The organism is Microbacterium meiriae (assembly GCF_032364335.1).
GTDB lineage: Bacteria > Actinomycetota > Actinomycetes > Actinomycetales > Microbacteriaceae > Microbacterium > Microbacterium meiriae.
Map to the genome: position 1 here is coordinate 1,769,202 of NZ_CP133984.1, position 13,254 is coordinate 1,782,455.

At 67.9% G+C, this 13,254-nt stretch carries 13 protein-coding genes; 8 read left to right on the forward strand and 5 right to left on the reverse strand.

Features of this window, described 5'->3' with window-relative positions; genetic code table 11:
• Positions 1-49: 49 nt before the first annotated feature.
• The 3 genes from tatC to lnt are packed head-to-tail and all read left to right on the forward strand — an operon-like array spanning position 50 to position 4,814.
• Positions 50-808: a twin-arginine translocase subunit TatC gene (gene tatC, locus RI211_RS08490; RefSeq protein WP_259951710.1), complete on the forward strand. Its 759-nt coding sequence runs from the start codon at positions 50-52 to the stop codon at positions 806-808.
• A complete protein-coding gene (locus tag RI211_RS08495; RefSeq protein WP_315636878.1) occupies positions 805-3,279 on the forward strand; it encodes a DEAD/DEAH box helicase in 2,475 nt (824 codons plus the stop codon). The genes tatC and RI211_RS08495 overlap by 4 nt, the downstream gene beginning before the upstream one ends.
• 11 nt (positions 3,280-3,290) lie before the next feature.
• Positions 3,291-4,814: an apolipoprotein N-acyltransferase gene (gene lnt / locus RI211_RS08500; RefSeq protein WP_315636877.1), complete on the forward strand. Its 1,524-nt coding sequence runs from the start codon at positions 3,291-3,293 to the stop codon at positions 4,812-4,814.
• Here lnt and RI211_RS08505 read toward each other — a convergent pair.
• The 4 genes from RI211_RS08505 to RI211_RS08520 form a co-directional block, all read right to left on the reverse strand.
• The gene (locus tag RI211_RS08505) at positions 4,811-5,194 is read right to left on the reverse strand and encodes an RNA polymerase-binding protein RbpA (RefSeq protein ID WP_025103442.1); all 384 of its coding nucleotides are present in this window, start codon (positions 5,192-5,194) and stop codon (positions 4,811-4,813) included. The genes lnt and RI211_RS08505 overlap by 4 nt on opposite strands.
• A gap of 116 nt (positions 5,195-5,310) precedes the next feature.
• A complete protein-coding gene (locus RI211_RS08510) occupies positions 5,311-6,087 on the reverse strand; it encodes a glycerophosphodiester phosphodiesterase family protein (RefSeq protein WP_315636876.1) in 777 nt (258 codons plus the stop codon).
• Positions 6,084-7,013: an SPFH domain-containing protein gene (locus tag RI211_RS08515; RefSeq protein WP_187661466.1), complete on the reverse strand. Its 930-nt coding sequence runs from the start codon at positions 7,011-7,013 to the stop codon at positions 6,084-6,086. Before RI211_RS08515 ends, RI211_RS08510 begins: the two co-directional genes overlap by 4 nt.
• Before the next feature lie 8 nt (positions 7,014-7,021).
• Positions 7,022-7,495 carry an NfeD family protein gene (locus tag RI211_RS08520; RefSeq protein WP_025103445.1) on the reverse strand — a complete coding sequence of 158 codons (474 nt, stop codon included), beginning with the start codon at positions 7,493-7,495 and terminating at the stop codon, positions 7,022-7,024.
• A 122-nt stretch (positions 7,496-7,617) separates the two neighbouring features.
• Here RI211_RS08520 and RI211_RS08525 point away from each other — a divergent pair, with 122 nt between their 5' ends.
• The gene (locus RI211_RS08525) at positions 7,618-8,382 is read left to right on the forward strand and encodes an SDR family oxidoreductase (protein WP_259951525.1); all 765 of its coding nucleotides are present in this window, start codon (positions 7,618-7,620) and stop codon (positions 8,380-8,382) included.
• A 62-nt stretch (positions 8,383-8,444) separates the two neighbouring features.
• Here the strand turns inward: RI211_RS08525 and RI211_RS08530 are convergent, their stop codons facing one another.
• Complete coding sequence (locus tag RI211_RS08530) at positions 8,445-9,032, reverse strand: HdeD family acid-resistance protein (protein ID WP_101845765.1); 588 nt, start codon at positions 9,030-9,032, stop codon at positions 8,445-8,447.
• 179 nt (positions 9,033-9,211) lie between these two features.
• Between RI211_RS08530 and RI211_RS08535 the strand changes: the two genes are divergently transcribed.
• The 4 genes from RI211_RS08535 (at position 9,212) to RI211_RS08550 (ending at position 13,040) form a co-directional block, all read left to right on the forward strand.
• Complete coding sequence (locus RI211_RS08535) at positions 9,212-9,610, forward strand: helix-turn-helix transcriptional regulator (RefSeq protein WP_259954888.1); 399 nt, start codon at positions 9,212-9,214, stop codon at positions 9,608-9,610.
• 5 nt (positions 9,611-9,615) lie between these two features.
• Positions 9,616-10,026 (forward strand): VOC family protein, encoded by a 411-nt coding sequence (locus tag RI211_RS08540; RefSeq protein ID WP_259954886.1) that lies wholly within the window; start codon positions 9,616-9,618, stop codon positions 10,024-10,026.
• Between the two features lie 27 nt (positions 10,027-10,053).
• Positions 10,054-12,411: an ATP-binding cassette domain-containing protein gene (locus RI211_RS08545; protein ID WP_315636875.1), complete on the forward strand. Its 2,358-nt coding sequence runs from the start codon at positions 10,054-10,056 to the stop codon at positions 12,409-12,411.
• A gap of 77 nt (positions 12,412-12,488) precedes the next feature.
• Positions 12,489-13,040, forward strand: coding sequence for a hypothetical protein (locus tag RI211_RS08550; RefSeq protein ID WP_315636874.1), 552 nt, complete (start codon positions 12,489-12,491; stop codon positions 13,038-13,040).
• The last annotated feature ends 214 nt before the right edge of the window (positions 13,041-13,254 follow it).

The following is a 13,254-nucleotide window of genomic DNA, read 5'->3' on the forward strand; positions in this document are numbered from 1 at the left end:
GGCAGCCATCGAACCGGCCGTGACGCCGACGGCGGAGCGAGATCGGCGGATGTCGCTGGGAGCCCATCTCGTCGAACTGCGGAAGCGCCTCATGTACGCGGCGATCGCTCTCGTCGTCGGCATGGTGGTGGCGTTCCTCATCGCGGATCCGGTGATCCACTTCATCACCGGTCCGATCCGCATCATCTCGGAACAGCGCGGTGATGACTTCAGCGCCTTGAACTTCGGGACAGTGACGTCCGCGTTCGACATGCGCATGCGCATCGCCCTCACGATCGGCCTGTTCCTCTCCGCACCCGTCTGGCTGTGGCAGATCTGGGCTTTCATCATGCCCGGTCTCACCCGCAAGGAGATCCGCTACACGGTCGGCTTCGTCGTCGCCGCGGTGCCCCTGTTCTTCGCGGGGTGCTATCTCGGGGTGCAGATCATGCCGCACGTCATCGAGCTCATGTGGAGCTTCACCCCGGAGGGCGGCACCAACTTCTACTCCGCACAGGAGTACTACGACTTCGTGTTCAAGCTGATGATCGTCATCGGCATCTCGTTCGTCCTCCCCGTCTTCCTCGTCGCGCTCAACCTCGCAGGGGTGATGTCGGGCCGAGCGATCCTGAAGGGGTGGCGGGTGGCCATCCTCATCGCGACGATCTTCGCCGCACTGGCCACGCCCGCGGCGGACGTCGTGAGCATGCTGATGCTGGCCGGCATCCTCATCGTCCTCTTCTTCGCAGCGGCAGGGCTCTCCCTCCTCTTCGACCGGCGCAAGCGCAAGCAGGACACCGCCGCCGGACTCATCCCGGACGCCCCATGAGTTCGCCGTCCGAGCGATACGCGCAGGCGCAGGAGAGCGCGGCGCACCCGGAGACCGCAGCATTCGCCTTGCGCCAGCGCTTCCAGCTCGACCCGTTCCAGCTCGCCGGATGCCACGCGCTGGAGAACGGACGCAGCGTTCTCGTGGCAGCCCCCACGGGTGCCGGGAAGACGATCGTGGGGGAGTTCGCCATCCACCTGGCGATGCAGACCGCGACGGACAAAGCCTTCTACACCACGCCGATGAAGGCGCTCTCGAATCAGAAGTTCCGTGAGCTCGTCGACGTCTACGGCGCGGACGACGTCGGTCTGCTGACGGGCGACACGAACATCAACGGCAACGCCCGCATCGTGGTCATGACGACCGAGGTGCTGCGGAACATGATCTATGCCGACTCCGCGGCGCTGCGCGACCTGCGCTACGTCGTGATGGACGAGGTCCACTATCTGGCCGACCGCTTCCGTGGTGCCGTGTGGGAAGAGGTCATCATCCACCTCCCGCCCCGCGTGCGGCTGGTCTCGCTGAGCGCGACCGTGTCGAACGCCGAGGAGTTCGGCGACTGGCTCGACACCGTGCGCGGAGACACCGAGGTCATCGTCTCCGAGATCCGTCCGGTGCCGCTGGAGCAGCACGTGCTCGTACGCGACGACCTGCTGCCGCTCTTCGACGACCGGGCGGGCATCGCCACGGCCCAGGTGAACCAGGAGCTCATGCGCATCCGTTCGTTCACGGGTTCCACCTACGAGAGCAACCGCCAGGCGCAGTCGTATCGCAGCAATCGCCACGCCGGGCGCCAGGCCGCGCGACCGCCCCGGGGTGGCCGCCGCCCCGTGCGCGCCGCGAACGCGCACCGGATCGAGCGTATGGACCGCCCTGACGTGGTCGAGCTGCTGGAACGGTCGAATCTCCTTCCCGCCATCTTCTTCATCTTCAGCCGCGTGGGCTGCGATGCTGCAGTGCAGCAGGTGCGGCGCTCCGGCCTGCGCCTGACCTCGTCGGAGGAACGCGCGGAGATCCGGGCCCTCGTCGAGGAACGCACCCGCACGCTGCAGGACGAGGATCTCGGGGTGCTCGGCTACTGGGAGTGGCTGGACAACCTCGAACGGGGCGTGGCCGCCCACCATGCCGGCCTCCTCCCGGCCTTCAAGGAGGTCGTCGAAGAGCTGTTCCGGCGCAAACTGCTCAAAGTCGTCTTCGCGACCGAGACGCTGGCCCTCGGCATCAACATGCCGGCGCGCACGGTCGTGCTGGAGAAGATGGAGAAGTTCAACGGAGAGGCGCGCGTCGCGATCACCTCCGGCGAATACACGCAGCTCACGGGCCGCGCCGGGCGCCGCGGCATCGATGTCGAGGGGCACGCTGTCGTGCAGTGGACCGAGGGCATGGACCCGCAGGCCGTCGCCGCCCTCGCGTCGCGGCGGACCTACCCGCTCAACTCCAGCTTCCGGCCGACGTACAACATGGCCGTCAACCTGATCGATCTGTTCGGGCAGGCCAGGGCGCGGCAGATCCTGGAGTCGTCGTTCGCCCAGTTCCAGGCCGACCGCGCGGTGGTCGGGCTGGCCCGACAGGTGCGGGAGGCCGAGGAGTCGCTGGCCGGCTACCAGTCGGCGATGGCGTGCGAGCACGGCGACTTCCCGGAGTACGCCGCCATCCGCCGCGAGCTGAGCGATCTCGAGAAGAAGAATCGACAGGACACCCAGGCTCCCCGTGCCGCCCGGGACAAGCGGATGAAGCGCATCCAGACGCTCCGCACGCGGATGCAGCGCCACCCGTGCCATCGGTGCCCCGACCGCGAGAAGCACGCGCGCTGGGCCGAGCGCTACTGGAAGCTCAAGCGGCAGACCGACCGTACGCGGCGTCAGATCGAGACCAGGACGGGAACGGTGGCTCGCGTCTTCGACCGTGTCGTCGAGGTGCTGGAGACGCTGGACTATGTCCGTCGCGACGAGGACGGGATGCACCTGACCGACGCCGGCCGCACGATGCGGCGGATCTACGGTGAGCGCGATCTGCTCGTGGCCGAGTCGCTGCGTCAGGGGCTCTGGAAGGGACTGGACGCCCCGTCACTCGCGGCGATGGCGTGCTCCCTCGTGTATGAGCCGCGTCGGGACGAAGCCAACGCGGGGGAGCGGGGCCTCCCGCGGGGTGCCTTCCGAGCGGCATACGAGAAGACGACCGCGTTGTGGGCCGAGCTCGACGACCTGGAGCAGGACCACCAGCTGCCGGGAAGCGAGCCGCTGGCCGCGGGGCTCGCGGGTGCGATGCACGCGTGGGCGCGGGGCGGCATGCTCGATCGCGTGCTCATCGACGCGGACATGGCGGCCGGTGATTTCGTGCGATGGGCGAAGCAGACCATCGACCTCCTCGATCAGCTGTCCATCGTCGCGGAGGACGCCGCACTCGCACGCACCGCCCGGGCAGCCCTCGACGGTGTGCGCCGTGGCATCGTCGCCTACTCCTCGATGTGAGATCCACCCGCATGACCGAAGCTCCCGTTGGCCGACGCGCCCTCCTGCCCCTGTGGGCCGCCGTACCCGTCGCCGCCCTGGCTGCGCTGCTCATGGACCTCGCGTTTCCCGAAGCCGCGATCTGGATCCTGGCTTTCCCCGCCACGGGGCTGCTGCTGCTCGCGCTGATCGGCCGACGGGCCGGTGGCGCACTGCTCGTGGGACTGGTCTACGGCATCGTGTTCTTCGCCCTGCTCGTGTCCTGGACGTCTCGATATCTGGGGCCGCTGCCCTGGGCTGCCCTGAGCGTGGTCGAGGGCGCGCTCACGGCCGTGGCGCTGATCCCGCTGACCCTTGCCTACCGGTGGCTGCCCCGGGCCTGGCCGGGCACCGCGGGTCGCCTGCTGACCCTCCCGGCGATCGTTGCGGCGCTGTGGGTAGGGAGGGAGCTGTTCCTCGGCTGGTGGCCATACGGCGGCTTCCCCTGGGCTCGTCTCGGGATGAGCCAGGCGGAGAGCCCGCTCGCCGCCATCTCGTCCTGGCTGGGTGTGAGCGGGCTGAGCTTCCTCATGGTCTTCCTCGTCGCCATGGTGATCGAGATCGTCCGCACGGGGCTGTGGCGGCGGCCGGTCACGCTCCTCGCGCCGGTCGCACTGGTCCTGATCCTCTTCTTCACCCCGCTCTTCCCGACCACGCCGTCCGGATCGATGCGCATCGCTGCGGTGCAGGGGAACGGGCCGACCGGCTACTTCGACGAGCGCGAACCCTTCGCCGTCGTCCAGGCGCAGACGGAGGCGACCGAGCCCCTCTACGGCGAGGACGTCGATCTTCTCGTCTGGCCGGAGGGCGGGCTGGACACGGATCCGTTCGCGAACTCCGCGATCGCGCGGCGGATGACCCTCGTGGCGAACCGCATCGATGCGCCGCTGCTCGCCAATGCCGCCACCGGTCGGGGCAACCTCTTCTACAACACGTCGATGCTGTGGCTGCCGGACGGCACGGCGCCTCAGAAGCACGACAAGCGGCATCCCGTGCCCTTCGGCGAGTATGTGCCGGATCGTGCGTTCTTCAATGCCCTCGTCCCCGACCTCATCGGGCTGATCCAGCGCGAGTACACGCCGGGGACCAACCCGCCGATCGTCGAGGTCGACGACGTCCGGGTGGGGCTCGCGATCTGCTTCGACGTGATCTACGACGACGTGATCACGGAGGGACTGTACGACGGCGCCGAGGTCCTGGTCTTCCAGACGAACAACGCCGACTTCCGCGGCACGGACGAGAATCTGCAGCAGCTCGCCTTCGCGCGGATGCGCGCCATCGAGACGGGCCGGAGCGTCGTCAACATCTCCACGGTCGGCACGAGCCAGGTCATCCTCCCGGACGGGCGCACGGTCACCAGCCTGGACGCGGATAAGGCCGGAGCGATGCTCGAGGATGTCGAACTCCGCTCCGGCCTCACGGCGGGAATCGTCCTGGGCCCCTGGCTGCAGCAGGTGCTGCTCTGGGGCGGTCTGGGTGCGCTCGGTCTCGGGTGGTGGCGCGCCCGTCGGCGCTAGGCGCCGATCTTCTCTCGGGTGGGGTCCTCGCCGGCACCGCGCCGGGCCCGGATGTAGGCGAGGCGCTCTTCGAGAAGCTCCTCCAGTTCCGCACGGGTACGACGCTCCATGAGCATGTCCCAGTGGGTGCGGGCGGCCTTCTCGTCGGTGACCTCGAGGGTGACGGCCTCGCCGTCTACCTTCAGGCGGGCTTCCGCTCCGCAGGAACGGCACTCCCAGGTCTGAGGCGGTTCGGCATCGGCTGCGAACATGAGCGTGGTGTCGTGTCCGCAGGTGTCACAGGTGTAGGTGGTCTCACGGCGCTCCATGAAAACGACGCCCTCTTCGCTCTGTAGGCTCTGGGCGCCGAGTCGGATGCCGCGCAGGCTGCGATCTGCCATTGTGTGGTCCTCTCGTCGCTGTCAGGTATAACGTTCGAGCCTGTGCGCTTCATCCACGTGGGGGCGTTCTGCTCGGTATTCACAGCGGAATCCCAGCGCCGGAGGATAAAGGGCGCTCAGACCGTCCGCAGCGTGGCGACGGCGAGGTCGGCGCGGTCGGTCACGACGCCGTCCACACCGGCGTCCACGAGGCGGCGCATGTCCTCCGCCTCGTTCACCGTCCACACGTGGACCTCGGTGCCGACGCGGTGGGCGGCGCGGAGGAGGGCCGGCGTCAGCACTGTGAGCGCCCCGTGGCGCTCCGGGATCTGCACGGCATCGATCTCCCGCAGCAGCCGGCCGGGGGAGAGGCGCATCGCGGACAGCGTCCGGAGCGCCGCGATCGTCCGGCTCCCGCCCGAGGTGGCGGGCCGGAGCCCGGTGCCGGTCTGTCGCACGGCCTCCACCGTCGCGCGCCGGTTGGCGTCCGAGAAGCTGGTGACCAGGACACGGTGCGTGTGCGCGGCCAGGACGGGCCCCAGGGGAGCCGCAGCGGCCGGCGTCTTCACGTCGATGTTGAAGCGCGTCTCCGGAAACGCGGAGAGCGCCTCGGCCACGGTGAGCAGACCACCATGCTCCGCGAAGAGCGCGCTCAGCTCCCTTGTCCGGACCTCGTGGACAGGGCGCGGATCGTCCACCAGACGCCGGAGGTCGTGATCGTGGAAGAGCACGACGTCGCCGTCTGCGGTGATCTGGCAGTCCGTCTCGATGTACTCGGCCCCGGCGGCGTGAGCAGCGGCGAAGGCGGCCGCCGTGTTCTCCCAGACCCCGGACTCCCGCCCCTCGACGGTCACGAGACCGCGATGGGCCAGGATCCGGGGCTGCTCGGCCTTGACGAAGTACGGGTGGGTCACGCGCCAGCGGGGGGAGTGGTCGAACCCGGCCCGGCCTTCGGGGTGAAGGCGGTGCCGATGCCCTTGAGCGCCTCGGTCAGCTCGCTCGGGATGATCCACAGCTTGCTGGACGGGCTCTCGCTGATCTTCGGGAGCATCTGCAGGTACTGGTAGGCGAGGAGCTTGTCGTCCGGAGCGCCCTGGTGGATCGCGGTGAAGACGCTCTGGATCGCCTCCGCCTCGCCCTGGGCACGAAGGACCGCTGCCTGCTTGTCGCCCTCGGCCCGGAGGATCTCCGCCTGACGAAGGCCCTCCGCCTCGAGGATCGCGGACTGCTTCGTCCCCTCGGCGGTCAGGATCGCTGCACGGCGGTCCCGCTCCGCGCGCATCTGCTTCTCCATCGAGTCCTGGATCGAGACGGGCGGGTCGATCGCCTTGAGCTCGACACGGCCCACGCGGATGCCCCACTTGCCGGTCGCCTCGTCGAGGACCACGCGGAGCTGGCCGTTGATGTTGTCGCGGCTCGTGAGCGCCTCTTCGAGGTTCAGACCGCCGACGACGTTGCGGAGCGTCGTGGTCGTGAGCTGCTCCACGGCGCCGAGGTAGTTCGCGATCTCGTAGGTGGCGGCACGGGCGTCGGTCACCTGGAAGTAGACGACCGTGTCGATGGAGACGACGAGGTTGTCCTCGGTGATCACGGGCTGCGGCGGGAAGGAGACCACCTGCTCGCGCATGTCGATCAGCGGCCGCAGACGGTCGATGAAGGGCACGAGGATGTTGAGGCCGGGGGAGAGGGTCTTGTGATACCGGCCGAGCCGTTCCACCACGCCGGCGGTCGCCTGCGGGATGATGCGGATCGCCCGCGCGATCGTGACGATCACGAAGATGATGACCGCGATCACCAGGATCCAGATGATCACGGTCGGGATGATCGATGCGTCGTCCACGCGTGCTCCTAGTCGTTGAGGGGTCGGACGATGGCGGTCGCGCCGTTGATCGCGCTGACGGCGACAGGCGCCCCCGCGGGGATCGCCATCGGGGTGGTGGTTCGGGCGGTCCAGGTGTCGCCGTTCGCGAGCTTCGCCTGGCCGGAGATCTGCGTGATCTCGCTGAGCGCGATGCCGCGGAGGTCGACGAGGGCCTCGACGTTCGAGCGGGTGGGGTCGGCACCGCGGTGCAGTCGGCGCAAGAGGGGCGGCCGCAGGAAGAGGATGAAGAGGGCGGATGCCAAGGCGGCGATGAGGATCTGGATCCAGACCGGGAGCCCGACGAAGTCGGTGACGAGACCGATCACGCTTCCGAAGCTCAGCATCAGGAAGGTGAAGTCGAGGGAGAGCATCTCGATGACGAGGAAGACGGCGATGAGGACGAGCCACCCGATCCATGCCCAATGGTCGATGAACGTGACGAACGTCGAGAAGTTGTCCATGCGGCCTCCTTTGCCGTCAACGTACCACGCGTGGCGACGCCCGACCGGCCGCCACCGCGCCCCCTTGGTAATCTGTGAGGGCCGTGCGCTCACGGCGTTCCACGCACCATGAGGAGTCACCCGTGACCGACGTTCTTCCCGCAGGATCCCTCGACGGCAAGGTGGCCCTCGTCACCGGCTCATCGCGGGGGATCGGCGCCGACACCGTGCGGTACCTCGCCGAGGCCGGCGCCGACGTCGTCATCAACTACCGGAACAAGGCACCGCGCGCGGAGAAGCTCGCAGCGCAGCTGCGCGAGCTGGGCCGCCGGGCGCTCGTCGTCGGCGCGGACCTCACCGACCCGGCGTCGATCGCCGAGATGTTCGACGCCGTCCGCGCCGAGTACGGGCGTCTCGACGTCCTCGTCCTCAACGCCTCGGGCGGCATGGAGTCGGGGATGGCCGAGGACTACGCCCTGACGCTCAACCGGGACGCGCAGCTCAACGTCCTCAACGCCGCGACCCCGTTGCTGTCGGACGGCGCACGCGTCGTGTTCGTCACCAGCCACCAGGCGCACTTCATCCGCACGACGCCGACGATGCCGGAGTACGAGCCCGTCGCGCTGTCCAAGCGGGCCGGCGAGGACGCGCTGCGGGAACTGATCCCCGGCCTCGCAGAGAAGGGGATCGGCTTCACCGTCGTCTCCGGCGACATGATCGAGGGCACGATCACCGCGACGCTGCTCGAGCGCGCGAACCCCGGGGCGATCGCCGAGCGCCGCGAATCCGCCGGCCGTCTCTACAACGTGTCCGAGTTCGCCGCCGAGGTCGCCAAGGCGGTCATCGACCCCGTCCCCGCGGACAACACCCGCCTGGTCGGCGACGTGAGCGCCTTCGCCGCGGAATAGTCGTCCTACGCAAGACGCCCCGGACCTGCTCGGCAGGTCCGGGGCGTCGTGCGTATCCGAGATCAGACGGCGGCAGCGCCCGTGGTGAACGCCTTCTCATCCTTGCCCAGCGTGATCGCGCGGATGATCTGCACGATACCGAGCACGACGAGCGAGATGCCCAGGAGCAGCCACAGCGCGAATCCGGCGATGACCGGCGAGAAGAGGACGATGATTCCGGCGATGATGCTGAGGATGGCGTAGATCACGGTCCACACTCGCGACCCATCGCTGCCGAGCAGCGAGAGCGCCACGACGCCGTCGACGATCCAGCTCACGCCGATGAAGATCACGACGACCAGCGCGAGGGTGGCGGCGGCGACGTTCAGGTTGAAGAACGCGATGACGCCGGCGACGATGTAGAGCAGGCCGAGGACGATGTGGCCGACGCGAGACCAGCCGCCCTTGGCGCGGGAGAAGATGCCGAGGCCGATGTAGACGACGCCCGCGACGATCAGGTACGACGCGAAGATCGCCGTCACGATGACGGCCGACTTCACCGGCCAGACGAGCAACGCGATACCCGCGAGCAGCGCGAGCACGCCGGAGACCGCGAGAGCGACGCGGATGGACTTGAAGAAAGACTTCGTTTCTGCGACTGCTTCAGACATGACGGGGAACCCCTTCTGAGAGAATCCTGTGAGGATGCCCCCAGGGTAGCGCCGGAAGTCCGACAGCGGGGGAGGAGCGGCTCCGCGCGTCGCGGATGGTCATTCCCCGTCTTCCGGCGTCATGGCAGGATCATCACGTGACACCGGTGGATGACGCTCGACTGCGGGAGCTGGTCGTGATGCGGAAGGTACGCGACCGCATCGATCGGGAGTACGCGAAGCCCCTGGACGTCGAGGCCCTGGCGCGGGGCGTACACATGTCCGCCGGCCACCTCAGTCGGCGGTTCCGCGAGACCTACGGCGAATCCCCGTACTCCTATCTCATGACCCGCCGCATCGAGCGCGCCATGGCGCTGCTGCGTCGCGGCGACCTCAGCGTCACCGAGGTGTGCTTCGCCGTGGGCTGCTCCTCGCTGGGAACGTTCAGCACCCGGTTCTCGGAGCTGGTCGGTGTCCCACCCAGCGTGTACCGTGAACGCGCCGCGAACGTCGAGGGCATCCCGTCGTTCCAGGCGAAGCAGGTCACCCGACCGATCAGGAATCGAGAAGCGCCGCGCCCCGAGGCGCACCTAACGTGAGCATCATGAACATCAGCATCCACTACGCCTTCCTCCCGCACACCGACGCCGAAGCGGCGCTCGGCTTCTACCGCGACGCCCTCGGCTTCGAGGTGCGCAACGACGTCGGCTATGACGGTCTCCGCTGGCTCACGGTCGGCCCCGCAGGCCAGCCGGAGACCTCGATCGTGCTCCACCCGCCGGCCACCGACCCCGGCATCACCGACGCCGAACGGCAGACGATCCTGGAGCTCATCGCGAAGGGCAGCTATGGCGCTCTGACACTCGCGAGCGACGACCTGGACGCCCTGTTCGACCGTCTGGTCGCGGAGGGGGCGGACGTGGTCCAGGAACCCATGGATCAGCCCTACGGTGTGCGCGACTGCGCGTTCCGCGACCCCGCGGGCAACCTGCTCCGCATCAACCAGGCCGCCTGACGGCCCCACCACCACGAAGGACGCCGCATGACCGCTGCCGAGCACCCCGCGGACACCCACGATCTCATCCGTGTGCAGGGCGCGCGCGAGAACAACCTCAAGGACGTGAGCGTCGACATCCCGAAACGACGCCTCACGGTGTTCACCGGGGTCTCGGGTTCCGGGAAGAGCTCTCTCGTCTTCGACACGATCGCCGCCGAATCGCGCCGGATGATCGACGAGACGTACAGCGCCTTCGTGCAGGGCTTCATGCCGTCCGTCCCTCGACCCGACGTCGACGTGCTGGAAGGCCTCACCACGGCGATCATCGTGGACCAGGAGCGCCTCGGCGCGAATCCGCGGTCCACCGTCGGCACGGTGACGGATGCCAATGCGATGCTCCGCATCCTGTTCAGCAAGCTCGGACAGCCCTACATCGGCGGGCCGACGGCGTTCTCGTTCAACATCCCGACGCAGAAGGCCAGCGGAGTGATGACCGGGCCGGGCGGGGAGAAGAAGATCGTGAAGGACGCGATCTACCTCGGCGGCATGTGCCCGCGATGTGAGGGCAGGGGAGTGGTGTCCGATCTCGACCTCTCGCAGATCGTCGATGAGTCGAAGTCCCTCGACGAGGGCGCGATCATGGTGCCCGGATACACCGCCGACGGGTGGATGGTGAAGGGGTTCTCGCAGTCCGGGTTCTACCCGCCGGACAAGCCCATCGCGTCGTTCACCGACAAGCAGCGTCACCTCTTCCTCTACGGCGAGGTCACGAAGGTCAAGATCTCCGGTATCAATATGACCTACGAGGGCCTGATCCCGAAGATCACGAAGTCCATGCTCTCGAAAGACCTCGACGCGCTGCAGCCGCACATCCGCGCGTTCGTCGAGCGGGTGGCCACCTTCGCGGTGTGCCCGGAGTGCGACGGCACGCGCCTCACCGAAGGTGCGCGATCGTCGAAGATTGACGGCGTGAGCATCGCCGACGCCTGCCGCATGCAGGTGACGGATCTCGCCGCATGGGTCCGGGGCCTCGACCTCCCGGGTGCCGGTCCGCTGCTCCAGGCGCTGAGCGCCAACCTCGACGCCTTCGTGACCCTCGGCCTGGGGTACCTGAGCCTGGATCGGCCATCGGGGACGCTGTCCGGGGGAGAGGCGCAGCGGATCAAGATGCTGCGGCACCTCGGCTCCTCGCTGACCGATGTCACCTACGTGTTCGACGAGCCGACCATCGGGCTGCACCCGCACGACATCCAGCGCATGAACGGGCTGCTGCTCCGACTCCGCGACAAGGGGAACACGGTGCTCGTCGTCGAGCACAAGCCGGAGACCATCGCGATCGGCGATCATGTCGTGGATCTGGGTCCGGGTGCCGGAAGCGCCGGAGGAGAGATCTGCTATCAGGGGAGCGTCGAGGGTCTCACGGCCAGTGGAACACTGACGGGGCAGCACCTCGACGACCGTGCACAGCTCAAGGACGCCGTGCGTGACCGCACCGGCGCGATCGAAGTCCGCGGCGCCTCCACGAACAACCTTCAGAACGTGGACGTCGACATCCCGACCGGTGTCCTGACCGTGGTCACCGGTGTCGCCGGCTCGGGTAAGAGCTCGCTCATCCACGGTTCGGTGACCGGACGCGAGGGCGTGGTGGCGATCGACCAGTCCGCCATCAAGGGCTCGCGTCGCAGCAATCCCGCGACCTACACGGGGCTGCTCGAGCCCATCCGCAAGGCCTTCGCGAAGGCGAATGGCGTGAAGCCCGCCCTGTTCAGCGCGAACTCCGAGGGCGCGTGTCCCACGTGCAAGGGCGCCGGTGTCATCATCACCGAGCTCGGGTTCATGGACACGATCGAGACCCCCTGTGAGGACTGCGGCGGTAAGCGCTTCCAGGCGGCGGTGCTGGAGTACAAGCTCGGCGGCAAGGACATCACCGAGGTGCTCGATCTTCCGGTGTCCGAGGCCCGCGTGTTCTTCAGCGAGGGTGAGGCGAAGCTCCCGGCCGCGGCCGCCATCCTCGGACGCCTGGAAGACGTGGGGCTCGGCTACCTGTCGCTCGGACAGCCGTTGTCGACCCTGTCGGGCGGTGAGCGCCAGCGCATCAAGCTCGCGATCCAGATGGGCGAGAAGGGCGACGTCTACGTGTTGGACGAGCCGACGACCGGCCTGCATCTCGCCGACGTCGACACGATCCTCGGTCTGTTGGATCGACTCGTCGACGCGGGCAAGACGGTCGTCGTGATCGAGCATCATCAGGCGGTCATGGCGCACGCCGACTGGATCATCGACGTCGGACCGGGAGCCGGCCACGCCGGTGGTCGCATCGTGTTCGAGGGAACGCCTGCCGAGCTCGTCGCTGACGGGGCGACGTTGACGGGCGAACATCTCGCGGCGTACGTCAACGCTTGATCGAGGGCCACGGGGGCGGAATCTCCATCCTCTCTCGAACGAATTCAGGCGCCGACCCAAGCACCGTTGGAGAACACATGACGACCTACGACCAGCTGCTGGAGTCAGCGCGCGAACACTACGACGTGCCCGCCATGCCTCTGGTGGACGACGTAGCCTCCTTCCTCACCTCACTAGGCGCTACGCCACTAGATCTTGATCGGTACGGCGAGGATCTGATCGATGAGTTCGTGGATCCCGAACTCGCGATCGTCGCCTTCACGCTGCGCGCACCGCAGCTGCTGCGTCAGCGTGCGAGCCCCGAAGAACTCGAGAACTTCGCCTCGGACCCATCCTCAGAGTTCGACCCGCTCGAGTACGGAGAAGCCAACGAAGAGTGGACCGTGTACTCCCACGAGATCGAGGAGTTGTCACGCATCCACGTCGTGCTGGAGCGCGCTGACCACACGGCTGAACGCGTCGGTAACTTTCGAGTCTATGGAGGCGCGCAGTGGCTGCGCGAAATGCTCTGGGCCGCTACAGGCGTGGTGCCCCGAGATCCCGGCTCTCCCACGAGTGGCTCCACGCTCTTCGGACGCGCGTTCCAGTTCGCGGATCGAGCGCCGTTCACTGCGGCGCCTCTCGTATGACATACGGTGGCGTCGGCCGCGCAGCCCGTGCTGCGTGGGTTATCGCTCGCGCTTCCTCAGACAACCGCGTACTGGCCTTCGTGACATTCGCCGCGCACGCCTGGGCCTTGGCGGTGGCAGGAACGAAGCACGTGGTTCTTTCCGACAACGGTACCGGGGCCGCGGTCGTGGCTCCCTACAAGCCCGGGCGTATCTCGCGCTTCTCGTCTCAGTC